Source organism: Mesorhizobium sp. M1066 (assembly GCF_040318635.1).
Taxonomy (GTDB): Bacteria; Pseudomonadota; Alphaproteobacteria; order Rhizobiales; family Rhizobiaceae; genus Mesorhizobium.
In genome coordinates this window covers 1-23,034 of sequence record NZ_JAMYMR010000006.1, presented here as the reverse complement: position 1 = coordinate 23,034, position 23,034 = coordinate 1, and the positions used below count along the sequence as shown (strand labels likewise).

Here is a 23,034-nt window from a genome sequence, read left to right as displayed (position 1 = left end):
GCCGATTTTCGGCAGCCGCCGAACCGACACAGCCGGCTCGTGCCTCGAACGTCGACCGTGGTGCACTGGAACCAAGCGGAAGCATTGTTGAAAATGGTTGGCATTCTCAGAGAATTCGGCCCGGGGATCTGGACTGCAGACGGCCCGATCGTCACGGCGGCCGCTGGTTTCCACTATCCAACGCGCATGGCCGTCATCGGATTGTCCGGTGGCGGTCTCTTCATCTGGTCACCGGTACAGCTCACGAACGAGCTGCGCGCTGAGGTGGACGGCCTAGGTAGGGTGCGCTTCCTGATCCCACCCAATTCGCTTCACCACGTATTCCTCGCCGACTGGCAGCGCGGCTATCCCGATGCCAAGGTCTACGCGCCACCCGGCCTGCGGGAAAAGCGCCGAGATATCCTCTTCGACGGCGAGCTCGGCGATACGCCCGCAGCCGACTGGGCCGACGATCTCGATCAGGTGGCCATGCGGGGCAACAGGATCACCACCGAGATTGTCTTCTTTCACCACGCAAGCATGACAGTGCTCTTCACCGATCTCATCCAGCATTTCCGCCCCGGCTGGTTCAAAGGCTGGCGAGCTCTCATCGCCCGGCTGGATCTGATGGTCGCAGATGAGCCTTCGGTGCCGCGAAAATTCCGCGCCGCCCTTACCGACCGGCGCGCCGCGCGTGCCGCTCTTCAACGCATACTGGTGTGGCCGGCCGAAAGAGTGCTGATGGCGCACGGCGAACCAGTCACTGAGGACGCTCAGGCGTTCATCCGCCGGGCTTTTCGCTGGCTGGTTGGTCGCTGACCTATCGGGCGGATTTCGGCGCTTCGAGCGCACGGCGCAATGCCGGCGCTTCCTGCTGGATATGATCCCACAGCCGGTTGGCGATCGGCCCATGCGGCCGGTCGCGGCGCCGCGCCACCACCAGTTCGTCGGTGCGGCCAGGCAGATGGCGGCCGGCAATGGATTGCAGGCGCCCGTCATGCAGTTCTTCCTCGATCAGGAAGCGGGGCATGTGGCCCCAGCCAAGGCCCTGCAGGATTATCTCCTTCTTCATGCCCTGGTCGGCGACGAGGCATTGCGGCGCGCCTTCGATCAGCGAATAGTTTTGTTGTGGCGAATGGCGGGCGCTGTCGCGCATGACGCATTGGGTGAGTGCCTGCATCTGGTCCAGAGTGATCGGCTGCTCGATACGCTCGGGCAGAAAGCCCGGCGCCACCACGGGAATGAAGGACACCTTGCACAGATCGACCCATTCCACCCGCGCATCGCCCTTGTCGACCCAGTGCAGGATCAGATCGGCTTCGTCGTCGAAGAGACGCTCCCATGGGCCGCCGACCGCTTCGAAATGCAGATGCAGGCGCGTGCCGGGGCACTGTGCGAAGAACCGCCCGAGCATGCCCAGCACATGCGGGCGCGGGCACAGGTCGCCTATCACCACGTGGATCTCGCTTTCCTCACCCATCGCCAACTGGGCGGCATGGACGCGCAAACCGTCCAGCTCGCGCAGCAGCGATAGCGCTCGGCGGTGGAACGACAGCCCTGCCTCGGTTGCACGCACGCGATAGCCGCTGCGGTCCAGGAGGCAAAGGTCGAGCTGTCGCTCCAGCTTGGCGACGGCAGCGAACACCGCCGGATGCGAGCGATGCAGCACAGCCGCCGCAGGCTGAAAGCCGCCGGTGCGAATCACCGCATCGAAGCATTGAAGGTCGTGGAGAGTAAATTCGGCCATGTCGGTTTTTATTACAAAGATTGTCTTATCTTTGTAATATCAACAAAATTGTCCCTTGGCTACGTTTGGCTTCATTCAAACGTTCCAGAAGGAATTTTCATCATGAACAAGCTGAATTTCGTCACAACGGGCGACGGCACGCGCATCGCCTACCGCTTCGACGGCGAGGCAAGCAAGCCGGTGCTGGTGCTATCGAATTCCATCGGCACCACGCTTGACATGTGGGACAGGCAGATCGGCGAATTGTCGAAGCATTTCCGTGTTCTGCGCTACGATTTTCGCGGCCATGGCGGATCGAGCGTTCCGGTCGGCGCCTATTCGCTCGACCGGCTTGGCCGCGACGTCATCGAGCTGCTCGATGCGCTCGATCTGCAACGCGTACATTTTCTTGGCCTGTCGCTTGGCGGGTTCGTCGCGCAGTGGCTCGGCATCCACGCGCCCGAGCGGATCGACCGGCTGATCCTGAGCAACACCTCGTCTCATCTCTCGCCGGCAAGCTATTTCGACGAGCGGATTGCCGCGGTGCGGCAGGCGCCGGACATGTCGGAAACCGCCGAGACGTTCCTGAGCAACTGGTTCCCCGCGTCGATGGTTGCCGCCAACGAGCCCGTGGTCGAAGAGTTTCGCACCATGCTGCTGGCTATCGACCGGCAAGGCCTGGCGGGCCTGTTCGCGGCGGTTCGCGACGCCGATCTTCGCCGCACCGTAGCACTGATACCGCGGCCGACGCTGGTGATCGCCGGTCAGCACGACACGGTGACAGCAGCCAGCCACAGCGAGATGATCGCCGCGGCGGTGCCCGGCGCGAAGCTGGTCGTGCTGCCCGCGGTCCATCTGTCGAACATCGAGTATCCGGCAGAGTTCATCCAGGCTGTGGTCGATTTCCTGCGCTGAGCTGGAGCGCGACGGAAAGGCGTCCGGCGCCAGTCCGGCGGCCGCCGAACGTTCGAAGACGGCATGGTTCAGAAGAGCGGGCGGCAGCCGGAGCCTGCGTCAACGTGAGCGCCGGTCCGAACCGAGCCATCTGGCGAAAAAGCTTGTTCGACGCCTTTCGGAACGATCCCGTCACCTCGCCATTATCAGCACGAGGGCAGGCTCGGACACGCCGTGACCCAACCTTTGAGGCGGCCGGTGACTTTCGAGCGCCAACACGAACACGCCGGAGGAAACGATGACTGGACGCAAAACCCACGATCAACAAATTCGCATCATTGAAGAGCGGGAAAACACAAAAAACGCGGGCGAGGATTTCGATGCAGAGGCGGATCTGAAACGATCAGCGGCGGAACGTGAAGCGCTGCGCAAGGGATCGGACATGAGGACCGACACACCGGACCTCGTCGATCCGGACGACCGCAACATCCTTCGCGGCAAAAATCAGGAAAGCGTCCATCACAAAAACCGTCCTGACGACTAGATGAGCACCGATCCTGGAAACATTTGGATAGATTGGAGGCAGCCATGGCACACGGCGGCAAGAAACACATCGGAGCAGGTTCGCAGGGAAAGGGTTCTGGCACAGGCGCCATGACCGCAACGCCAAAGGACAAGCTCGAAGAAAACAAGGTACTGTCCAATCGCGACAAGGCACAGCATTCCAAAGAACGCGGTTTGGACTCCAGGCAGGTCGCGACTGAGCAGCACCAGGATCATGCCGCCAACCGTTTACGGGACTGACGCCCTGCTGGACGCCAGCCTCGGCGCGCCGCTCGGAGGCCGTCAGAGTCGTTGCCGTCGCTATTTGCCGCCGAGGCTCTCGGGCCAGAGCGCCTGGATTTCCTCCGGCAGCGCATCGCGCACCTTGGCCGACTGGCCCAGATCAATATGCCGTGCGAGAACTCGGAACACCGAGCGTGCCGCCTCCTCGGGATCGACGGGGCGGATCGATTTCAATTCCTCGCCGATGTGCTGCGAGAAGTTTTCAAGGGAGCGCGTTTTGTCCGGCTCGGCTGCGGGCCGGTAGTGGTCGTAATAGGCGCCGCGCACCAGGATCGGCAGTTCCGCCCCAAGTTTGGCCGCAAGCCCGATCTGCAGCCTGTCCCTTTTCGAGTTGCGACAGCGAGGAGGAGAGGCGGGGCACCGGAGCTACCGGCGCGCTGGCCTTGGAGATCGGATTGAATCATTGATGGTGGGTCGCAGGGCTGCCGATCAATGCGGTTCGCACGCCGAACATAAAGCGGCGCGGCGGTGCGATGCGGACTTCAAGACGCTTCGCAGATCGGCAGCGGCTGCGGCGGCGGTGCCGGGTGATCCTTCCTGTATTGGGCGATGATCGGCTCGAGGGTCTTTCGCGGCCAGAATTTAGGTGTGCCGATTTCCTTCAGGCAGGACGCGTTCCAGTAGGCGCCCGGCTGTGAATGGTTGGCTGCGACCGCGGCGATGTCGCGCGATTCCGGGTAGATATAGAGCGTCGTCGGATTGTCCTTGACCATCGGGATAATCTGCTGCGCATCCGCCGGCGACCAGCTGGTGCAGCCATTGCTGCGGCCGCCGGCATAGTCGACCAGTTTGCCGAACGGCACGAAGCCGTCATGGTCGGCATGCGAACTTTTCGGGTTTTTGCGCAGGCATAGGCCGTGCAGCACCTGGGCGGCATGGCCGCCGATCACCCGCTGCCTGGCGTTCGCGGCCTCGCCTTCGCCGTCGAACTGGATGAAGGTGCGCTGGAAAACCGCGTCCTGTTTCGCAGCGGTGCGGTAATAGCCCTTGAACGAGGTTTTTGCCTCGCGGGTGATATAGCCGCCGCCGGCCGTCAACGACGAATCCATCGCATTGCCGAAATTCTTCGCGCACCGCTTGCTGTTCGAAAAATCGACAACGCCTTTCAAATTCCGGCCGCTGCCATGACCCGACGAAATCGCGCGAAACGACTGGCTGGCTTCGCAGATGACGTAATAGCGGCGCCCCAGAACGCCATCGCCCAGATCGCTGGGGCGCGTCGCATCCATGGCGAAGTAGCAGGGGTTCTTGACTGCACCTTGCGCGACCTTCTTCCGGTAAAGCGCGCGGGCTCGTTCGAGGACAATTTGTGAGATCTGGCCGTCGCTGTTGCCGATATGAGCCTGCAGCCAGGCCGGAACGTCAGATGGTGCGGCAAAGGATCGAGCCGACATCGTCAAGGCAATGGCGGCGACGAGGAGGCTGAGGATCGGGACGATACCCAGAGGGACGAATCTCAACCGCACTGGATCAACTCCTGCCAAAGCCGTTTCGTTGCGGTGTTGCCGCCGGGAATCGATCATAGAGGGTCTCGCATTATCAGGCGAAACACATCTTGTTTAGCGCGACGCGCGCAAATGCTCCTACGCCGGGATGCTGGCTCCAGGCTTGCAACGGGCTCCCCGCATCTTTGAATGTCTGCGATTTTCGATACGCAGGGATTGAGCTATCATCTGATTCCTGGCGCAGCCCACGCCTCCTCCCTCCGCCGGGAAAGCATCGTTCATGCAGGGCTTTCCGATCACCGAACCGACTGTTCGAGCACTTGGCATAAGGAGGGGTTGCGAAAACGGCTCGCACCAGGAGGTTTTGCAATGAAGCTGTCCGCGCCCGTTTACCATCTGAAGCGTCAAGCCAGGCTGTTGTCCCGCGAGGCCAAAATTCCGCTCCACGAAGCGCTTGATCGTGTTGCAGCACAGGAAGGCTTCGCCAGCTGGAGTCTGCTTGCAGCCAAGGCAGCCGAGGCGGCGCCTGCCGGCATACTGTTTGCGCAACTTGCGCCCGGCGATCTCGTTCTGGTGGGTGCACGACCCGGCCACGGCAAGACGCTGATGAGCCTCGAACTCGCAATCGAAGCCATGAAATCAGGCCATCGCGGCGTGTTCTTCACGCTGGAGTATACGCAACGAGATGTGCTCGACCGGTTTCGCGCCATCGGGGCGGATCCGGCGCGGTTCAACGACCAGTTCGTGTTCGACAATTCCGATGCCATCAGCGCCGACTACATCGTCAGAACGCTGGCGGCGGCGGCGCGCGGCACGCTGGTGGTGATCGACTATCTGCAACTGCTCGACCAGAAGCGGCAAAATCCGGACCTGATGGCGCAGATTCGCACGCTGAAGTCGTTTGCCGGCGACAAGGGATTGATCCTCGTCTTCATCTCGCAGATCGATCGGTCATACGATCCGGCGAAGAAGCCATGTCCCGATATCAGCGATGTGCGGTTACCGAACCCTCTGGATCTGTCGCTGTTCAACAAGACCTGCTTCCTGAACAAGGGCGAAATCCGGTTCCAGGCGGCAAGCTGACGATCCGGTCAGCCAGCCTTCATTGGGCCGCTGCCGGTAGATTCAGAGGCTGTGCAACCGATGCCGAACTGTGCTGCGCGCGCAATGCTTCGGCCGCCTGGCAAACCACTTCGGATATAAGCAGCAGCTGTTTGGCTATCGGGCTTGTCTTGCGCCAGATCATGCCGATCGTCCGCGACGGTTGGGGATTGGCGAAGTGGGCGATAGAGACCGACGCCGAGCGCGTCTCCACCGGCACGGCCATTTCGGGGATCAAGGTGACGCCGACGCCGGCGCCGACCATCTGCACCAGGGTCGACAGCGAGCTGCCGTCCAGCAACTCGCGCGGCCGTGCCGAATGCATGTTGCAGAACGACAGCGCCTGATCGCGAAAACAATGGCCTTCCTCGAGCAGGAGCAGCCGCATCTCGCGCAGCATTTCGCGGTTGGGCACCGGCTTTCCCTCATCCTCGCCGGGCCGGACCAGCACGAAGTTCTCGGCAAACAGCACGATTTCCGTCAGCGAGGGTTCCGATACCGGCAGGGCAACGATGGCCGCATCGAGCCGGCCGTCGGCCAGTTCCTGGATCAGCTTCTGCGTCTGCGTTTCGCGCACGTGGATATCGAGCCCGTCATGCATGCGGGCGAGGTTGCCGATGATGGCAGGCAGAAGGTAGGGTGCGATCGTCGGGATCACCCCGATGCGCAACCGTCCCACCAGCCGGTCGCGCGAGGCGCGGGCCAGATCCGTCAGCTCATCCACCGAGCGCAGGATGTCGCGAACGCGCAAGGCGAATTCCTCGCCGAAATTGGTCAGCCGGACCTGGCGTGGGCCTCTTTGGAAAAGCGCCGTGCCCAGCGTTTCCTCCAACTCCCGGATCTGCACCGAGATGGCGGGCTGCGAGATCGCGCAGGCATCGGCGGCGCGGCCGAAATGATTGTGCCGCGCCAGCGCCTCGAAATAACGCAACTGCTTCAGCGTCAGGTTTGTCATAATGTCATCTTATCGCTGTAATCAGGAAATCCAACTTAAATTAATCAAGCGGCTTTGCTATAGGAGTCGCAACGAAGATGAGGAGCAGCCGGGACCGCCTGGTGAGGCGCATGCCCGCAGCAACAGGACATCCAACATATTCAGTCGCGTATCGGGCATATGGTCATCGCGCCAGCCATGAAACGGACCGCCTCCAGGGACATCCAACGTCCCTGTTCACGCAGCAGTTGAACAGCTCAACACAGCCACGATCGGAGAAGAACATGGACGCACAGACCGATGATCCCAGCGCCGGCAAATGCCCCGTTGCACACGGATCCTCCAGCAGGAGCAACCGTGACTGGTGGCCCAACCAACTCGATCTTGGCGTTCTCCATCAGCAATCGAACCTTTCTGATCCGATGGGCGAAGAGTTCGACTATGCCGAGGAATTCAAGTCGCTCGATCTCGATGCGGTGATCAAGGACCTGCACCAGGTGATGACGGATTCGCAGGATTGGTGGCCGGCCGACTTCGGCCATTACGGGCCGCTGTTCATCCGCATGGCCTGGCACAGTGCCGGCACCTACCGCATCGGCGATGGCCGTGGCGGCGCCGGGGCAGGCCAGCAGCGTTTTGCTCCGCTCAACAGCTGGCCGGATAATGCCAATCTCGACAAGGCGCGCCGGCTGCTGTGGCCGGTCAAGCAAAAATATGGCCGCAAGATCTCCTGGGCCGACCTGCTGATCCTCACCGGCAACGTCGCGCTGGAATCGATGGGTTTCAAGACCTTCGGCTTCGCCGGCGGCCGCGCTGACGTCTGGGAGCCCGAGCAGGACGTCGACTGGGGTTCGGAGACCAAATGGCTCGACGACAAGCGCTACTCCGGTGACCGTGAACTCCAGGGCCATCTCGGCGCCGTGCAGATGGGTCTCATCTATGTCAATCCGGAAGGCCCGAACGGCAAGCCCGATCCGCTGGCCTCGGCACGCGACATTCGCGAGACCTTCGCCCGCATGGCCATGAATGACGAGGAGACCGTGGCGCTGATCGCCGGTGGTCACACCTTCGGCAAGACGCACGGTGCCGGCGATGCGTCGCTGGTTGGCGCGGAGCCGGAGGGCTCGAGCATCGAGGCGCAAGGCCTCGGCTGGTCGAGCAAGCATGCTTCCGGCATTGCCGGCGACGCCATCACCTCGGGCCTCGAGGTGACCTGGACCACGACGCCGACCAAGTGGAGCAACAATTTCTTCGACAATCTGTTCGGCTTCGACTGGGAGCTGACCAAGAGCCCGGCCGGCGCTCATCAGTGGACGCCAAGGGGTGGCGCCGGGGCCGGCACCGTTCCGGATGCGCACGATCCGTCAAAGCGCCGCGCGCCGGCAATGCTGACCACCGATCTCGCGCTGCGGGTAGATCCTGCCTACGAAAAGGTGTCGCGGCGCTTCCACGAGCATCCGGAGCAGTTCGCCGACGCCTTCGCCCGCGCCTGGTACAAGCTGACCCATCGCGACATGGGTCCGGTCGCCCGCTATCTCGGCCCGCTCGTGCCGAAGGAAGAGCTGATCTGGCAGGATCCGATCCCGGCAGTCGACCATGAACTGGTCAGCGAGCAGGACATCGCCTCGCTGAAGGCGAAGATCCTGGCATCGGGCCTTTCGGTCTCCGAATTGGTCTCGACTGCGTGGGCTTCGGCCTCGACGTTCCGCAATTCCGACAAGCGCGGTGGCGCCAACGGTGCACGTATCCGACTGGCGCCGCAGAAGGATTGGGAGGTCAACCAGCCGGCGGAACTGTCGAAGGTGCTGGCGAAGCTGGAAGCCATCCAGAAGGAGTTCAACGCGGGCAGCAAGAAAGTCTCTCTTGCCGACCTGATTGTGCTTGGCGGCGTTGCCGCGGTCGAGAAAGCCGCGAAGGACGGAGGCCATGAGGTGAAGGTGCCGTTCACGCCAGGCCGCATGGACGCCTCGCAGGAGCAAACGGACGTGCATTCCTTTGCCGCGCTCGAGCCAAGGGTCGACGGCTTCCGCAATTACGTCAGGGGCAAGCAGCCGATGTCGGTCGAAGCCATGCTGGTCGACCGGGCGCAGTTGCTGGCGTTGACCGCGCCGGAATTGACAGTGCTGGTCGGCGGCTTGCGCGTTCTCGGCGCCAACACCGGCGGATCGAAGCACGGCGTGTTCACCGACAGGCCGGGCACTTTGACCAACGACTTCTTCGTCAATCTGCTCAGCATGAACACGGTCTGGGATCCGGCCGCCGGCTCTGTTCCGGGTTCGGAAGAGGTGTTCGAGGCGCGCGACCGCAAGACCAAGGCGGTCAAGTGGACGGGCACCCGTGCCGACCTGATCTTCGGCTCGCACGCCCAATTGCGCGCACTTGCCGAGGTCTATGGCTCCGCGGATGCAAGCCAGAAATTCGCCAGGGATTTCGTGGCGGCATGGACCAAGGTGATGAACGCCGACCGCTTCGACATCGCCTGACTTCGCATAAGGGTACTCCCGCGCGCCTGCGCCGGAGCTCCAGTCCTCCCAAGGACATAAGATCGGGGCCGCGTTTCCAGCGATGGAAACGCGGCCCTTGTCGTAAGAGGCTGCTCCTTGGTGGACCGTGCCTTGCCGGGCAATGCTGCTATTTATCGGCGTAGCGTCTCCGCCGGTGCACCATGATGGAAATCGTCAAACCCGCGCTTGAACATCTGCCATCCTACAAGGTGGCGCTCGAGCGCGGCTGGTCGCCGGACAATGTGCGGCTGATGGAAGCGACGCGCGAGCAGCTTGCGGCCATCGAAAAGGATCCCGTGGCCTTTCTTGCCGACCTCGACGATCCCCAGGCCAAGGGCGGCCCGATCAGCTTGCCCGACGGCAAAAAAGTGCCGCGCCTGCCGGGCTTCCGCCGCTGGATCTGGGATGGCGAGGCGTCGGGCTCGATCGGCTTTCGCTGGCAGAAGGGCACGGCGGAACTGCCGCCGCATGTGCTCGGCCATATCGGCTATTCGGTGGTGCCGTGGAAGCGGCGGCGCGGCTACGCCACCGAGGCGCTGCGGCTGATGCTGGACGAGGCGAGAGCGGTCGGCCTGGCTCACGTCGAGATCACCGCCAAGCCGGGCAATCCGGCCTCGCACAAGGTGATCCTGGCCAATGGCGGCAAGCTCGTCGAACGCTTCTTCGAGGACGCCGCCTATGGCGGGGCGGAAAGCTTGCGGTTCCGGATCGAGCTGTAGGATGTGTCTCAACCATGCTCATCGGCGCACAGCGCATGATCCGACAGCGCGCGGATGACGTAGCAGTCGCCGACCGTCTGGCCATTGCAGCACGTGGCGATGCGTTCGAGCTCGGCCTCGAGTCGCTTCAACTGGGCAATCTTTTCCCGCACCGAGATCAGTTGCTCCTCGGCGATCTTGTCGGCGTGGCCGCAGGGCTGCTCGGGGTGGCCGCTCAAGTCGATCAGGGAGCGGATGTCGTCGACGGCGAAGCCGAGGTCGCGGGCGTGGCGGATGAAGGCCAACCGCTCCAGCTCCTGCCTGGAATAGCGGCGCTGGTTGCCTTCCGAACGCTCGGGCGCGGCGACAAGGCCCATCTGCTCATAATAGCGGATTGTCGGCACCTTGACCCCGGTGCGACGCGAGAGATCACCGATCGAAAACATGAAATTTTCCCCTTGAAGCTCTAGTGACTAGAGCAATTATAGTGCCTGACATCAGCATTCAAGACGCATGCGGCGACGCCGCGCGGGCAAGACAGGCAGGTAATATGATGACGACGCCGCTCAAGCAGGAAACGATCGGGCAGACACGGTTCAAGATCGGCGGCATGGACTGCGCCTCTTGCGCGGCCAAGATCGATACGGCGGTGCGTCGTCTCGACGGCGTCGCCGATGTGTCGGTTTCGGTGACCGGCGCCAGCATGACGGTCAGCCACAGCCGTTGGCTCAACGACGACAAGGTGCTGCGGCAGGTGGCGCGGCTGGGCTACGGCATCGTCAAGGCGGAAGGCGGGGCCGATGGGCGTGCTTCAGTGGCCAAGGATCATGATCATGCTGATCATGATCACAGCGATGCGGCGCCGGGGCAGGCGTGGTGGCGCTCCCGCCGTGCTGTGCTGACGCTGGCCTGCGCTGCAGCGCTTCTTGCCGCCTACGGCATCGGCCATCTTCTTCCTGCGGCCGAGCGCTGGGTCTTCCTTGCCGCCCTGCTGGTCAGCCTAGTGCCGATCGCACGGCGAGCGCTGATGGCGGCATTGGCCGGCACGCCGTTCTCGATCGAGATGCTGATGACCATCGCGGCGATAGGCGCCGTGATGATCGGTGCCACGGAAGAAGCCGCCGCCGTGGTGGTGCTGTTCCTGATTGGCGAACTTCTGGAGGGCGTCGCCACCGGCCGGGCGCGGGCGAGCATCCAGGGACTTGCCGATCTGGTGCCGAAGACGGCCTTGGTCGAGCGCGCGAGCGGCACATCGGAAGTTCCTGCCGAACGGCTCGGCGTCGGCGACATCATCGTGGTGCGGCCGGGCGACCGCATTCCGGCCGATGGCGAGATCATCGAGGGCGCGAGCGAAATCGACGAGGCGCCGGTGACCGGCGAGAGCACGCCGAAGCGCAAGGGCGTTGCGGACGCCGTCTTTGCCGGCACGATCAGCACCGACGGCGTGCTCAAGGTGCGGGTGACGGCTGCCGCGTCTGACAACACCATCGCCCGGGTCGTGCGGCTTGTGGAGGAGGCGCAGGAAGCCAAGGCGCCGACTGAACGCTTCATCGACCGCTTCTCAAGATACTACACCCCGGCGGTGCTGGCGGTCGGTGCGCTGGTTGCGCTGTTGCCGCCGCTGCTCATTGGCGGCGACTGGAACGAATGGATCTACAAGGGCCTGGCGATCCTGCTGATCGGTTGCCCCTGCGCGCTCGTCATCTCGACGCCGGCAGCAATCGCCGCTGGCCTTGCGACCGGCGCGCGGCGTGGCCTGTTGATGAAAGGTGGTGCGGTGCTGGAAGGCTTTCGCCGGATCACGGCGGTGGCCTTCGACAAGACCGGCACGCTGACCGCGGGCAGGCCCGTGGTGACCGACATCATGGCCTATGGCCGCGATGAACGCACCGTGCTGGCGCTGGCGGCAGCGCTCGAGCAGGGTTCCAGCCATCCGCTGGCCATGGCGATCCTCGACAGGGCCAGGGCTGATGGTGCGCCGGTGCCGCCGGCTCTGGCGGCGAAGGCGATCTCGGGCAAAGGTGTCGAGGGCAGCGTCGGTGGCGTCGCCGTCTTCCTCGGCTCCGGTCCGGCGGCGGGCGAACGCGCCGACATGACGCAAGTGCAGCGCTTTGCCGTCGACAGCCTCAACGGGCAGGGCAAGACCGTCTCAGTGCTGGTCGCCGACGGCGTGGTGGCAGGGCTGATCGCCATGCGTGACGAGCCGCGACCGGATGCGGCGGCCGGGATCGCGGCGCTGAAGGCCGAAGGCATCCGCACGATCATGCTGACCGGCGACAATCGCCGCACGGCGCAAGCCATTGCCGCTTCGCTCGGCATCGAGGCGCGGGCGGAGCTGTTGCCTCAGGACAAGCAACGCATCATCGGCGAATTGCAGCGCGAAGGGCTGAAGGTCGCCAAGGTCGGCGACGGCATCAACGACGCACCGGCGCTCGCCGCCGCCGACATCGGAATCGCCATGGGCGGCGGCACCGATGTGGCGCTGGAGACCTCGGATGCGGCAATCCTGCATGGCCGCATCACGGACGTCGTGCGGATGGTGAGGCTGTCGCGGGCGGTGATGGCCAATATCGGCCAAAACATCACCGTGGCGCTCGGGCTGAAAGCGGTGTTCCTGGTCACCACCATTCTAGGCATCACCGGCCTGTGGCCGGCGATCCTGGCCGACACCGGCGCCACCGTGCTGGTCACCGCCAACGCCATGCGCCTGCTGCGCTGGCGCGGGTGAAGTGGTCTATTCCGCCGGAGCCGTCAGCGGCGGCGTGGCGTTGCTGCGCCCTTCCCAGACATAAGATGCCAGCGCCACCGCGACGGCGACCAGCATGGCGATGGCGCCCAGCAGCGGCAGGCTGCGGTAGCCATAGCCGCTGTTCAGCATCGCGGCGCCCAACGACGCGGCCAGCGCGATGCCGACATTGAAGCCGGACGGAATGAGCGACGAGGCGAGGTTGGAAGCATCTGCCGTCCAGGCCAGGATGCGGGTCTGGATCGGTGTGCCGATGGCGAAGTTGAGACCACCCCAGATGACGATCGCCACAACCATCGGCAGGGGATAGGGGCTGACGGCATAGATCACGCCAAGCGTTACCGCCTGCAGGGCCAGCATGGTGATCAATGACGGCATCAGCTTCCAGTCGGAGAGCTTGCCGCCGAGGAAGACTCCCAGGGTGGCACCGACGCCATTGAGCAGCAGCACCCACGGCACCAGGTTCTCGTCGAGCCCGGTGACCTCCAGCAGTGTCGGGGTGATGTAGGTGAACAGGCCGAACTGGCCGATCATCAGCATCAACATCAGGATCAGCGAGGTCCAAACCTGCTGGCGGGCCAGCACGCGAACCTCGCGGGCGAAACCGGCGGGCCTGGCCGACGATCCGGTGGTGCGCGGCAAGAGGGCTGCCATGGCAAGCGTCGCCGCCACGCCGAGCGCGCACATCACCCAGAAGGTGGCACGCCAGCCCCAGATGTTGCCGATCGCGGTGCCGGCCGGCACGCCGATGACGTTGGAGACGGTGAGGCCGGACAGGATGACGGCGACAGCCATGCCGCGCTGGTCCTCGCGCACGAGACCGACGGCGACGACCATGGCGACGCCGAAATAGGCGCCATGCGCGACCGCCACGGCAATGCGCAACAGTAGCATCGAGGTGAAGTCGGGCGCCAGCGCGCAAGCCGCCTGGCCGATGGTGAAGGCGATGGCGAGGCCGAGCAGCAGGCTCTTGCGTGACAGCGACTTGGTGGCGAGCGCCAGCAGCGGGCCGCCGATGGCGATGCCGCCTGCATAGCCGGAGACGAGGTAGCCGGCCGAGGGGACCGAAACGCCAAGACCTTGCGCCACCTGCGGCAGCACGCCGGCAATGACGAATTCGGTGGTGCCGAAGGCAAAAGCGGCAATGAACAGGGCTATGAGCGGAAGCGACATGGCAAGGCCTTAGCTGGAACGGCCTCAAACCACGGATGGGCTTTGCGGGCAATGAAGAAATTTTTGTCGCGAGTTTAGGTTTTCTTCAGTGAGCGAGGCGGTGAAGCGCCAATCTCCCACACGAGGGGGAGATCGGCTGCTTCTCAGCTCGCCTTCAACCGCGACCCAGTGAGCAGACCGCGCTCTTCGAGCACCGGATAGGCCATCGAGGCCAGCAGCGAATTGATCTGCTTCAGGTCGCGGATGGTATCGAGATGAATCGAACTCGTCTCGACGCTTTTGGCGGTGCCGTCGCGCAGCCGCACGAAATGGCTGGCGCTGGTTTCCTTCTCGCGGTCACGCAGCTGGTCCTTTTCCAGCACCAACTGGCGGGCGGTCTCGGGATCGCGCGACACCAGCACATTGAAGGCAAGCCGCGCATTGGCCAGCACCGAGCCATGGAAGGCGCACAGCTCGCTCCAGCCCTCGTCGGTGAATTCCAGCCCGCGCTCGAATTTCTTCTTCACATGCACCAGCATGTTGCGCACGATGATGTCGCCGACCTGCTCCAGCTTGACGCAGGCGCCGATCAGCTCCTGGCAGCGCAGCGCCTCGTCTTCGGTCAGCGGATTCCTGGTCAACTTGGCGAGGTAGAGCTTGATCGCCGCGTGCCTGCGGTCGACGCGGTCGTCGAGTGCGGCCAGCGCCTTGATCTTGTCGGCATCGGCACTTTCATAGAGCTCGATTATGCGCTTGAGCATGATCTCGATCGTCTCGCAGACCCGCACCACCTCGCGGGTGGCGTTGGCTAGCGCCTGGCTCGGCACGTCCAGCGCGCTCTCGTTGAGCGCCGACAACTCGACGACGTCGAGCGTGGAGGCCGGTTCCGGCTTGGTTCCGAGTGCGACAATTTTCTCCGAGGCGCGATAGACGAAGCCTGCCAGCGGCAGGCCGGCGAGCAGGATCAGCACGTTGAACAGGATGTGGGCATTGACGATCTGGTCCGCCGCCGTCGAACCGAGAAAGGCGAAGTGAGGCCTGAAGATCATGACCAGGATCAGCATGACCAGCGAGCCAAGCCCGCGCATCAGGAGGTTGCCGATCGGCACGACGCGCACTTCGGGGCTCGACGAGCGGGTCAGCATCGGCGCGATGATCGAGGAGCCGAGGTTGACGCCAAGGATGAGAACGACGCCGAGTTCGGGCGTGATCAGGCCGCGGCCTGCCAGCGTCGCCATCAACAGCACCGCCGCGATGCTCGACTGGAACAGCCAGGTGATCAGCGCCGCCAGCAGATAGGCGGTGATGGAATCGGTCGAGAAGTAGTTGATGATGACCGGCATGAGCTGGCTGTTGCGCAGCGGCTCAGACGCCTGGCCGATCATCTCCAGCGACAGGATCAAAAGGCCGATGCCGACCAGAATGCGGCCGGTCTGGCGCCAGTCGCGCCGCTCGGTGGCCATGAACATGACCGTGCCGGTGATCAGGCACAGCGGCACCAGCAAGGTGAGGTCGAAGGTCAGCAGCTTGACCACCAGCGCAGAGCCGATCTCGGCGCCGCGCACTGCCAATTGGCCCGCGGCGCCCGAGACGATGCCAGAGCCGGCGAAGGAGCCGACCAGCAGCGTGACGGCTGTGGAACTCTGCAGGGCGATGGCAAGGCCGGTGCCGGCCAGCACCGCCATGATCGGATTGCGCATGGTGGCGCGCAGGCGGTGGCGCAGCACGTCGCCATAGGCGCGTTCAACGCCGGTCTTCACCATGCGGGTGGCAAACAGCATCAGCGCCACGGCGCCGGCCAGATGCAGAAGGACGACGGACCCGCTCATTTCGCCCGCCGCATGAAAACAGGATGCGCGTCCTGTTTGGCGTGGCGATCAGAAGGGAAAACGAGGGTACGAATCATGTTCATGGCGGTGACTTATAATAGCTCGAATATTTTAGCCGGATAATAAAATCTTGTCGATTTCAAGGGCCGTTGCAGCGCGACGGGCGGTGTCGGAAAATGGACGGACGCGCAAATGGTTGCATTGCGGGGCGGGCTCGAAGCAACGGATAGGCAGAGTTAGCAGCGCGACCGGCTCCTGCCTTTGCGATTATGTTCAGCTCTATTGGGTAAATAAAGGAAATCATTACACAATTGTAATGCAGGCGTTCAGCTTCGGTTCATCGGTGGCCCGCTATTCCCTGGGCATCGACAACCAAGGAGACTTCTCTTGAAACGCATTGTCCTTTCCGCACTCGCTTTCTCGATGCTGGCCGCTACGTCGCTCACCGGCCAAGCCGCACCGCTGAATGCACCGAACGCTCCGCAGTCGAATTACAGCCAGGTTGACTGGCAAAAGCCCACCAACAGGGATGTCAAGAAGCGTATCATCCAGAAGCGCGTCATCCATAAGAAGGTCGTGGTGAAGCGCAACAACTGGCGCAATGGCCAGAAATATTCCGGCTGGAGACAGCACCAGCCGGTCCGCGACTACGGCCGCTACGGCCTGCATCGTCCCGGCCGCGGCCAGGAATGGATCCGCGTCGGCAACGACTATGTGTTGGTCGGTGTGCTCTCCGGCGTCATTTTCGGCGCGCTTGCCGCGCATTAAGCGGTCCCCAGGCGGATATTGGAAAGAGGCGGCCCGCAACGGCCGCCTCTTTTGCCTGTGGAAACCGGGTATGGCCCGCATTAGGGGTCGTCGGATTTCGCGGGTATGATTATATAATCGGGAAACGAGTTCCCGATGCGCTTTCCACCCGCCTTCCTCGACGAGATACGCGACCGCGTGCCGATTTCATCGGTTATCGGCCAGCGCGTTGCGTGGGACAGGAAGAAAACCAACGCGCCGCGCGGCGACTATTGGGCCTGTTGTCCGTTCCACGGCGAGAAGAGTCCCTCCTTCCACTGCGAGGACAAAAAGGGCCGCTACCATTGTTTCGGTTGCTCGGTCTCGGGCGATCATTTCAAGTTCCTCACCGAACTCGACGGGATGAGCTTTCCCGAGGCGGTTGAGAAGATCGCCGACATGGCCGGTGTGCCGATGCCGGTTCGCGATGCGCAGGAGGAGCGGCGCGAAAAGGAACGCGCCAGCCTGACCGACGTCATGGAGATGGCGACCGCCTTCTTCCAGGAACGGCTGCAGGGGCCGGAAGGCGCCAAGGCGCGTGCCTATCTGCGCGACCGCGGACTGACGCCGGCGACGCAGCAATCGTTCCGGCTCGGTTTTGCGCCCGACAGCCGCAATGCGCTGAAGGAGCATCTCGCCGCCAAGGGCGTGCCCAAGGCCGACATCGAGGCTTGTGGACTGGTGCGCCACGGCGACGACATCCCGGTTTCCTATGACTGGTTCCGTGACCGCATCATGTTCCCGATTCCGGATTCCCGGGGCAAGATCATCGCGTTCGGCGGCCGTGCGCTGCAGCCGGATGCGCTGGCCAAGTACATGAACTCGCCCGACACCGAACTCTTCCACAAGGGCAATGTGCTCTATAATTTCGCCCGCGCCCGCAAGGCCTTGGCCAAGGGCGGCACGGTCATCGCCGTCGAAGGCTATATGGACGTGATCGCGCTGGCGCAGGCCGGCTTCGAGAATGTCGTGGCGCCGCTCGGCACCGCGCTTACCGAGAACCAGCTCGAACTGCTCTGGCGCATGGCGCCGGAGCCGATGCTGTGTTTCGACGGCGACAAGGCCGGGCTGAAGGCAGCGTGGCGGGCCGCCGACATGGCGCTGCCGTCTGTGCAGGCCGGGCGCTCGGCGCGCTTCGCGCTGCTGCCGGAAGGCAAGGATCCCGATGATCTGGTCAAGGCCCAAGGACCGGATGCGTTTCGTCGCGTTCTGGCCGAGGCGCGGCCGCTGGTCGACCTTTTATGGATGCGTGAGACGGCGGGCGGCGTCTTCGATACGCCGGAGCGGCGGGCCGAGCTCGAGAAGACGCTGCGCGAACTGACCAGCCGCATCCGCGACGAAAGCCTGCGCTACCACTACCAGCAGGAGATGCGCGAGCGTGTGCTGAGCTTCTTCGGCTCGCAGCGCGGCACCAGGCAAAGTCGGCAAGACTGGAAACACGGCCAAGGCAAGACGGCCGCGCCCGGCGGGCAGTTCGCCAAGGCCGGCAGCGGCCGCATGGCGATCACCGAAAGCCTCGGCCAGTCGGCTTTGGTCAAACGCGGCGGCGAAGGGATGTCGGTGCGCGAGGCGACGATCATCGTCGCATTGGTCAACCATCCGGCGCTGATCGACGAGAATTTCGCTCATATCGAGTTCCTCGATCTCGCCAACTCCGATCTGAGGCGGCTGCATGGAGCGATTCTCGACGCGATGGCGCATGACATGGCCAATGACCGGCAGGCGGTGATTGCGACGATCGAACGCGCCGGCTGCGCCGAGATCTGGGAGCGGGCCGTCGGGCTGATCCGGCGGATGCGGCAATGGCCGGCGCTGGAGACCGCCGCCCTTGAAGATGCCCGCGATGCTTTCAGCCAGGCGCTGCACTTGCAGCGCAGCGCGCGCACCTTACATAATGAGCTGAAACAGGCGGAAGCGGCGCTCGCCACCGATCCCACAGACGAAAACTATCGCCATCTGATCGAAATTCAGGCGCAATTCCAGGATGTGCAGGCCACGGAAGCGCTGATCGAAGGGTTTGGCGTCTCCTCGGGCAGGGCGGGGCGAGCTTAGTTGGAAGCGAGTGAATTGAGAAAGCGTCGTTGCGCGTCCAAATGGCGCGTAACGGGCTAAGTCGGGTAATTGATTCGCTTTTTTCATGCGAATCATGCGAGAGGCGCTTGACCTTCTGGCAGATTGGCGGAATCAGGACGATTCGAAACGTTAACCCGAACCCGCGTCGACGGGAAATAAAGCGATGTGAGGTACTGGTCACTGGACAGGCAGCCCGCCTGCCACAGATATCAGGGTTAATCTGGACTTAATGCATGTCGCCCAAAAGGGGAAACCCGATTTGGGCAACGACATACACCAAACGAAACGAGTTGATGCAGTTACTGGCCCGGTGAAGCGCGTTTCATAAGCGAGCGCATCCGATTTGACTGGTCCGACAGCTTACGCGGCTTTGAAGTTCGGCCGCTAGGAGAAGATAAAGACTATGGCGACAAAGGAAAAGGAAGAGGTCGAAACTGAACGCGAAGGCGCCACCGATGGCCCTCTGCTCGACCTTTCCGATGATGCTGTCAAGAAGATGATCAAGGCCGCCAAGAAGCGCGGCTATGTCACCATGGACGAGCTGAATTCGGTGCTGCCCTCGGAGGAAGTGACCTCCGAGCAGATCGAGGACACGATGGCGATGCTGTCCGACATGGGCATCAACGTGGTCGAGGACGACGAGCAGGGCGAGGAGCCCGAGGCCGCCGACACCGCGGCCGATGCCGAGGAAGACGCCAACGAGTTGGCTGAGCAGACCGGCACCGCGGTCGCCGCCACCACCACCAAGAAAGAACCGACCGATCGCACCGACGATCCGGTGCGCATGTATCTGCGCGAGATGGGCTCGGTGGAGCTTTTGTCGCGCGAGGGCGAAATTGCCATCGCCAAGCGCATCGAGGCCGGCCGCGAGACGATGATCGCGGGTCTGTGCGAAAGCCCGCTGACCTTCCAGGCCATCATCATCTGGCGCGACGAACTCAACGAATCCAAGATCCTGCTGCGCGAGATCATCGATCTCGAAGCCACCTATGCCGGCCCCGAGGCCAAGCAGGCGCCGGTGGTCGAGCGTGTCGAGGAAGCCAAGGTCGAGGACAAGCCGCGCCGTTCGCGCGACGACGAAGACGACATCACCAATGTCGGCGCCGATACGCGTGGGCTGACGGATGACGACGACGAAGACGAGGACGAAGCGAGCCTGTCGCTGGCCGCGATGGAAGCCGAACTCCGCCCGCAGGTGATGGAGACGCTCGACGTTATCGCCGACACCTACAAAAAGCTGCGCAAGCTGCAGGACCAGCAGGTCGAGAACAGGCTCGCCGCCGCGGGCACGCTGTCGCCCAGCCAGGACCGCCGGCTGAAGGAGCTCAAGGACCAGCTGATCAAGGCGGTGAAGTCGCTGTCGCTCAACACGGCGCGCATCGAGGCGCTGGTCGAGCAGCTCTACGACATCAACAAGCGCCTGGTGCAGAACGAAGGCAAGCTGCTCAGGCTGGCCGAAAGCTACGGCGTGCGCCGCGAGGAGTTCCTGAAGGAATATCAGGGTTCCGAGCTCGACCCGAACTGGACGCGCTCGATCGGCAATCTGACATCGCGCGGCTGGAAGGAATTCACCAAGAACGAGAAGGATGCGATCAAGGACCTGCGCGCCGAGATCCAGAACCTCGCCACCGAAACGGCGATCTCGATCCTGGAATTCCGCAAGATCGTCAATCAGGTGCAGAAGGGCGAGCGCGAAGCGGCGATCGCCAAGAAGGAAATGGTCGAGGCCAACCTGCGCCTCGTCATCTCCATCGCCAAGAAGTACACCAATCGCGGCCTGCAGTTCCTCGACCTGATCCAGGAAGGCAATATCGGCCTAATGAAGGCGGTCGATAAGTTCGAATACCGCCGCGGCTACAAGTTCTCGACCTACGCGACATGGTGGATCCGACAGGCGATCACGCGTTCGATCGCCGATCAGGCGCGTACCATCCGCATTCCGGTGCACATGATCGAGACGATCAACAAGATCGTGCGCACCTCGCGCCAGATGCTGCACGAGATCGGCCGCGAGCCGACGCCGGAAGAACTGGCCGAAAAGCTTGCCATGCCGCTCGAAAAGGTGCGCAAGGTCTTGAAGATCGCCAAGGAGCCGATCTCGCTCGAAACGCCGGTCGGCGACGAGGAGGATTCGCATCTGGGCGATTTCATCGAGGACAAGATGGCGATCCTGCCGATCGACGCGGCGATCCAGGCCAATCTGCGCGAGACCACCACGCGCGTGCTGGCCTCGCTGACGCCGCGCGAGGAGCGCGTGCTCAGAATGCGCTTCGGTATCGGCATGAACACCGACCACACGCTGGAAGAAGTCGGCCAGCAGTTCTCGGTCACCCGCGAGCGTATCCGCCAGATCGAAGCCAAGGCGCTGCGCAAGCTCAAGCACCCGAGCAGGTCGCGCAAGCTGCGCAGCTTCCTGGATAGCTGAGACTTACCGATGCAGAATTCAAGGGCGCCGATGGCGCCCTTTTTTGTTATGGGACGCACTCTTGCGGGCCAGGCCCTTCGGGAGGATAATTTCCGTGTCGGATGCATTTTCTGGGCGACAACCCGGATGCCCGCCCCGGCGAAGCCGCCGTGCTCCGTGGCCCCGGAGGGAGGTGTGCCATGACAAGCTACATCGTGCTGATGAACTGGACGGAGCAGGGTGCCAGGAACGTACGCGAGTCACCGAAGCGGCTCGACGCCGCCAGGAAGCAACTGGGAGACATGGGCGGATCGTTCAAGGCGTTCTACCTGACCATGGGCGAATACGATATGGTGGCTGTGGTCGAAGCCCCCGACGACGCGGTGCTGGCGCGCTTCTCGCTGATGCTGGCGGCAGCGGGCAATGTCAGGACGCGGACGCTGAAGGCCTTTCCCGAATTAGCCTACCGCGAGATCATCACCTCGCTCGGATAGGCACCGCAGTGTAAGGGCCGGAGCGGCTGGTCCGAGACAGCCTCGTTCGCGCGCAACCGCTCGGGCGACGTCTTGACGGCGCCTGATCGTTCGTGGTCCTTCAGGTTGCGCCACCAACCCAACCAATGCCGGGACAATGCTGACCGTCTGGTACAACACGCGCTGCCCGGTCTGCGATGCCGGCATAAGCAGGCAGAAGCGGCGGCTGATCGAAGCGGTCAAGGCCGGGCGGATCGAGTTCCGAGACATCAATTTTGAACCGGCAGCGCTTGCCGGACATGGCGCGTCGCTTGAGGATATCCGCCGCCGGCTGCACGCCACCGACGTGGCGGGCAGGCTGCTGGTCGGCGCCGACGTTGCCATCGCCGTGTGGAAGGTCACGCCGGGCGAGGGCTGGCTGGCGATGGTGTTCGGCAATCCGGTTGCCTTGCCGCTGACACGCTTTGCCTATGATCGTTTCGCCGACCTTCTCTATGCCTGGAACCGGCGCAAGGGTCGCTGGTAGCGCTTCGTGATTAATGACCAGAAGCGCAAAGGTCTGGAGGACATCTCCGGACCTTTTTTCGTGCGAGCTATCGGCTGGCCGGCTCGCAGAGCGCGCCGACGATGCGGCGTACTACCGGCAGCACCAGCAGCAGCGTCGGAAACGGCACCAGCCAGGACAGGCCCCAGGCGGTCAGCCAGATGGACGGCAACTCGGGGTGGAAGCCAAGGCTTTTCAACGTCGAGATGAACGAGACGATGAAGGTCATCAACAGCGACAGCACCAGCGGGCTAAGAACAGCGGCATAGCGCGCAGGAAGCTTCCTGCGCTGATGTCTTGCAGTCATTTTGAGAGTTTCCCTGAAGTGTCCGGTCCGTCGCATTGGCATCCATTCGCCGGTGACCGGCTGAATTGCCCGGAAGGACCGGGGTTGGATGCGTTGCTTGACGTCAGACGCTTACGGAGCAGCCGATGGCGCTCGCGGGCCTTCTAGAGCGGGATGAAATGAGACTGAATCGGCTTGGGATTCCCTTAGGCGTGCAAATCTGATTCAACCTTCATGCTGGGCAAGGAGGTCAGCATGGATGGGCAAGCCTTATTCGATGGATCTTCGCGAACGGGTTGTTGCGTCAGTTGAGCAGGGTGGCCTGTCGCGGCGGCAGGCGGCAGTGCGCTTTGAGGTTGGGATCAGCACCGTCATCAGATGGGTGAGCCGGTTGCGCGAAACGAACAGTCTTGCGCCCGGCAAGATGGGTGGGCACAGGCCGAAGAAGATTGCCGGAGAGCATCGGGAGTGGCTGCTGCTGCGCTGCCGGGCCGCCGATTTTACGCTACGCGGACTTGTGGCCGAACTGGCCGAGCGCGGCCTTGCGGTCGATTACCGCTCGGTGTGGGAGTTCGTCCACGCCGAGAAGCTCAGTCACAAAAAAAGACGCTGAT

Annotated in this window: 20 protein-coding genes and 2 pseudogenes; 14 read left to right on the top strand and 8 right to left on the bottom strand. The window is 63.2% G+C overall.

From position 1 onward, the window contains the following. Nucleotides 1–93: 93 nt before the first annotated feature. Nucleotides 94–798, top strand: coding sequence for a DUF4336 domain-containing protein (locus tag NKH52_RS11100; RefSeq protein WP_352730152.1), 705 nt, complete (start codon nt 94–96; stop codon nt 796–798). A 1-nt stretch (nt 799) separates the two neighbouring features. Here NKH52_RS11100 and NKH52_RS11095 read toward each other — a convergent pair whose 3' ends face one another. Continuing rightward, entirely contained in the window at nt 800–1,726 is a 927-nt protein-coding gene (locus NKH52_RS11095; protein WP_352729847.1) for a LysR family transcriptional regulator, read from the bottom strand. 102 nt (nt 1,727–1,828) lie between these two features. Here NKH52_RS11095 and pcaD point away from each other — a divergent pair, with 102 nt between their 5' ends. From pcaD to NKH52_RS11080, 3 genes are all read left to right on the top strand, one after another. Next, nucleotides 1,829–2,620: a 3-oxoadipate enol-lactonase gene (gene pcaD / locus NKH52_RS11090; RefSeq protein ID WP_352729845.1), complete on the top strand. Its 792-nt coding sequence runs from the start codon at nt 1,829–1,831 to the stop codon at nt 2,618–2,620. Between the two features lie 277 nt (nt 2,621–2,897). Continuing rightward, entirely contained in the window at nt 2,898–3,143 is a 246-nt protein-coding gene (locus NKH52_RS11085) for a hypothetical protein (protein ID WP_127297497.1), read from the top strand. 44 nt (nt 3,144–3,187) lie between these two features. Next, on the top strand, nt 3,188–3,403 hold the full coding sequence (locus NKH52_RS11080) for a hypothetical protein (RefSeq protein ID WP_352729843.1): 216 nt from the start codon (nt 3,188–3,190) through the stop codon (nt 3,401–3,403). Between the two features lie 60 nt (nt 3,404–3,463). Here the strand turns inward: NKH52_RS11080 and NKH52_RS11075 are convergent. After that, nucleotides 3,464–3,769 (bottom strand): annotated as a pseudogene (locus NKH52_RS11075) (DUF2267 domain-containing protein); the annotation flags it as partial. Between the two features lie 158 nt (nt 3,770–3,927). Then, nucleotides 3,928–4,911, bottom strand: coding sequence for a hypothetical protein (locus NKH52_RS11070; RefSeq protein ID WP_128305494.1), 984 nt, complete (start codon nt 4,909–4,911; stop codon nt 3,928–3,930). 348 nt (nt 4,912–5,259) lie between these two features. Here NKH52_RS11070 and NKH52_RS11065 point away from each other — a divergent pair, with 348 nt between their 5' ends. Next, a complete protein-coding gene (locus NKH52_RS11065) occupies nt 5,260–5,973 on the top strand; it encodes a DNA helicase (RefSeq protein ID WP_352729840.1) in 714 nt (237 codons plus the stop codon). Between the two features lie 19 nt (nt 5,974–5,992). Here NKH52_RS11065 and NKH52_RS11060 read toward each other — a convergent pair whose 3' ends face one another. Next, nucleotides 5,993–6,946 (bottom strand): hydrogen peroxide-inducible genes activator, encoded by a 954-nt coding sequence (locus NKH52_RS11060; RefSeq protein ID WP_352729838.1) that lies wholly within the window; start codon nt 6,944–6,946, stop codon nt 5,993–5,995. Between the two features lie 263 nt (nt 6,947–7,209). On the opposite strand from NKH52_RS11060, the gene katG reads away from it, so the two are divergent. Both katG and NKH52_RS11050 read left to right on the top strand, forming a co-directional pair. Continuing rightward, a complete protein-coding gene (gene katG / locus NKH52_RS11055) occupies nt 7,210–9,408 on the top strand; it encodes a catalase/peroxidase HPI (RefSeq protein ID WP_352729836.1) in 2,199 nt (732 codons plus the stop codon). Nucleotides 9,409–9,590: 182 nt separating this feature from the next. Next, nucleotides 9,591–10,148 (top strand): GNAT family N-acetyltransferase, encoded by a 558-nt coding sequence (locus NKH52_RS11050; protein WP_352729834.1) that lies wholly within the window; start codon nt 9,591–9,593, stop codon nt 10,146–10,148. 8 nt (nt 10,149–10,156) lie between these two features. Here the strand turns inward: NKH52_RS11050 and NKH52_RS11045 are convergent, their stop codons facing one another. Continuing rightward, on the bottom strand, nt 10,157–10,573 hold the full coding sequence (locus NKH52_RS11045) for a MerR family transcriptional regulator (RefSeq protein WP_023809674.1): 417 nt from the start codon (nt 10,571–10,573) through the stop codon (nt 10,157–10,159). A gap of 107 nt (nt 10,574–10,680) precedes the next feature. On the opposite strand from NKH52_RS11045, the gene NKH52_RS11040 reads away from it, so the two are divergent. Beyond that, nucleotides 10,681–12,855: a heavy metal translocating P-type ATPase gene (locus NKH52_RS11040; RefSeq protein WP_352730148.1), complete on the top strand. Its 2,175-nt coding sequence runs from the start codon at nt 10,681–10,683 to the stop codon at nt 12,853–12,855. 6 nt (nt 12,856–12,861) lie between these two features. On the opposite strand, the gene NKH52_RS11035 is transcribed toward NKH52_RS11040, so the two are convergent. Together NKH52_RS11035 and NKH52_RS11030 are read right to left on the bottom strand one after the other, a co-directional pair. Beyond that, complete coding sequence (locus tag NKH52_RS11035; RefSeq protein ID WP_352729832.1) at nt 12,862–14,046, bottom strand: MFS transporter; 1,185 nt, start codon at nt 14,044–14,046, stop codon at nt 12,862–12,864. Between the two features lie 143 nt (nt 14,047–14,189). After that, a complete protein-coding gene (locus tag NKH52_RS11030) occupies nt 14,190–15,854 on the bottom strand; it encodes a Na/Pi cotransporter family protein (RefSeq protein ID WP_352729830.1) in 1,665 nt (554 codons plus the stop codon). A 387-nt stretch (nt 15,855–16,241) separates the two neighbouring features. Between NKH52_RS11030 and NKH52_RS11025 the strand changes: the two genes are divergently transcribed. The 5 genes from NKH52_RS11025 (at nt 16,242) to NKH52_RS11005 (ending at nt 22,116) form a co-directional block, all read left to right on the top strand. Next, nucleotides 16,242–16,622 (top strand): RcnB family protein, encoded by a 381-nt coding sequence (locus tag NKH52_RS11025; protein WP_352729828.1) that lies wholly within the window; start codon nt 16,242–16,244, stop codon nt 16,620–16,622. 135 nt (nt 16,623–16,757) lie between these two features. Beyond that, complete coding sequence (dnaG, locus tag NKH52_RS11020) at nt 16,758–18,692, top strand: DNA primase (RefSeq protein WP_352729826.1); 1,935 nt, start codon at nt 16,758–16,760, stop codon at nt 18,690–18,692. A 424-nt stretch (nt 18,693–19,116) separates the two neighbouring features. Continuing rightward, a complete protein-coding gene (gene rpoD, locus NKH52_RS11015; RefSeq protein WP_013530149.1) occupies nt 19,117–21,138 on the top strand; it encodes an RNA polymerase sigma factor RpoD in 2,022 nt (673 codons plus the stop codon). A 179-nt stretch (nt 21,139–21,317) separates the two neighbouring features. Further along, nucleotides 21,318–21,611, top strand: coding sequence for a GYD domain-containing protein (locus tag NKH52_RS11010; RefSeq protein ID WP_023809667.1), 294 nt, complete (start codon nt 21,318–21,320; stop codon nt 21,609–21,611). A 136-nt stretch (nt 21,612–21,747) separates the two neighbouring features. Beyond that, the gene (locus NKH52_RS11005; protein WP_352729824.1) at nt 21,748–22,116 is read left to right on the top strand and encodes a thiol-disulfide oxidoreductase DCC family protein; all 369 of its coding nucleotides are present in this window, start codon (nt 21,748–21,750) and stop codon (nt 22,114–22,116) included. Between the two features lie 67 nt (nt 22,117–22,183). On the opposite strand, the gene NKH52_RS11000 is transcribed toward NKH52_RS11005, so the two are convergent. Continuing rightward, a complete protein-coding gene (locus NKH52_RS11000; protein ID WP_352729823.1) occupies nt 22,184–22,441 on the bottom strand; it encodes a DUF2798 domain-containing protein in 258 nt (85 codons plus the stop codon). Between the two features lie 238 nt (nt 22,442–22,679). On the opposite strand from NKH52_RS11000, the pseudogene NKH52_RS10995 reads away from it, so the two are divergent. Continuing rightward, a pseudogene (locus NKH52_RS10995) lies at nt 22,680–23,027 on the top strand (IS630 transposase-related protein); the annotation flags it as partial. Nucleotides 23,028–23,034: the final 7 nt, after the last annotated feature.

Excerpts from the sequence above, each read along its gene's own strand:
- NKH52_RS11100 (WP_352730152.1), top strand. The coding sequence starts at position 94 with ATGGTTGGCATTCTCAGAGAATTCGGCCCGGGGATCTGGACTGCAGAC.
- NKH52_RS11095 (WP_352729847.1), bottom strand. The coding sequence starts at position 1,726 with ATGGCCGAATTTACTCTCCACGACCTTCAATGCTTCGATGCGGTGATT.
- pcaD (WP_352729845.1), top strand. The coding sequence starts at position 1,829 with ATGAACAAGCTGAATTTCGTCACAACGGGCGACGGCACGCGCATCGCC.
- NKH52_RS11085 (WP_127297497.1), top strand. The coding sequence starts at position 2,898 with ATGACTGGACGCAAAACCCACGATCAACAAATTCGCATCATTGAAGAG.
- NKH52_RS11080 (WP_352729843.1), top strand. The coding sequence starts at position 3,188 with ATGGCACACGGCGGCAAGAAACACATCGGAGCAGGTTCGCAGGGAAAG.
- NKH52_RS11065 (WP_352729840.1), top strand. The coding sequence starts at position 5,260 with ATGAAGCTGTCCGCGCCCGTTTACCATCTGAAGCGTCAAGCCAGGCTG.
- NKH52_RS11060 (WP_352729838.1), bottom strand. The coding sequence starts at position 6,946 with ATGACAAACCTGACGCTGAAGCAGTTGCGTTATTTCGAGGCGCTGGCG.
- katG (WP_352729836.1), top strand. The coding sequence starts at position 7,210 with ATGGACGCACAGACCGATGATCCCAGCGCCGGCAAATGCCCCGTTGCA.
- NKH52_RS11050 (WP_352729834.1), top strand. The coding sequence starts at position 9,591 with ATGATGGAAATCGTCAAACCCGCGCTTGAACATCTGCCATCCTACAAG.
- NKH52_RS11045 (WP_023809674.1), bottom strand. The coding sequence starts at position 10,573 with ATGTTTTCGATCGGTGATCTCTCGCGTCGCACCGGGGTCAAGGTGCCG.
- NKH52_RS11040 (WP_352730148.1), top strand. The coding sequence starts at position 10,681 with ATGACGACGCCGCTCAAGCAGGAAACGATCGGGCAGACACGGTTCAAG.
- NKH52_RS11035 (WP_352729832.1), bottom strand. The coding sequence starts at position 14,046 with ATGTCGCTTCCGCTCATAGCCCTGTTCATTGCCGCTTTTGCCTTCGGC.
- NKH52_RS11030 (WP_352729830.1), bottom strand. The coding sequence starts at position 15,854 with ATGAGCGGGTCCGTCGTCCTTCTGCATCTGGCCGGCGCCGTGGCGCTG.
- dnaG (WP_352729826.1), top strand. The coding sequence starts at position 16,758 with ATGCGCTTTCCACCCGCCTTCCTCGACGAGATACGCGACCGCGTGCCG.
- rpoD (WP_013530149.1), top strand. The coding sequence starts at position 19,117 with ATGGCGACAAAGGAAAAGGAAGAGGTCGAAACTGAACGCGAAGGCGCC.
- NKH52_RS11010 (WP_023809667.1), top strand. The coding sequence starts at position 21,318 with ATGACAAGCTACATCGTGCTGATGAACTGGACGGAGCAGGGTGCCAGG.
- NKH52_RS11005 (WP_352729824.1), top strand. The coding sequence starts at position 21,748 with ATGCTGACCGTCTGGTACAACACGCGCTGCCCGGTCTGCGATGCCGGC.
- NKH52_RS11000 (WP_352729823.1), bottom strand. The coding sequence starts at position 22,441 with ATGACTGCAAGACATCAGCGCAGGAAGCTTCCTGCGCGCTATGCCGCT.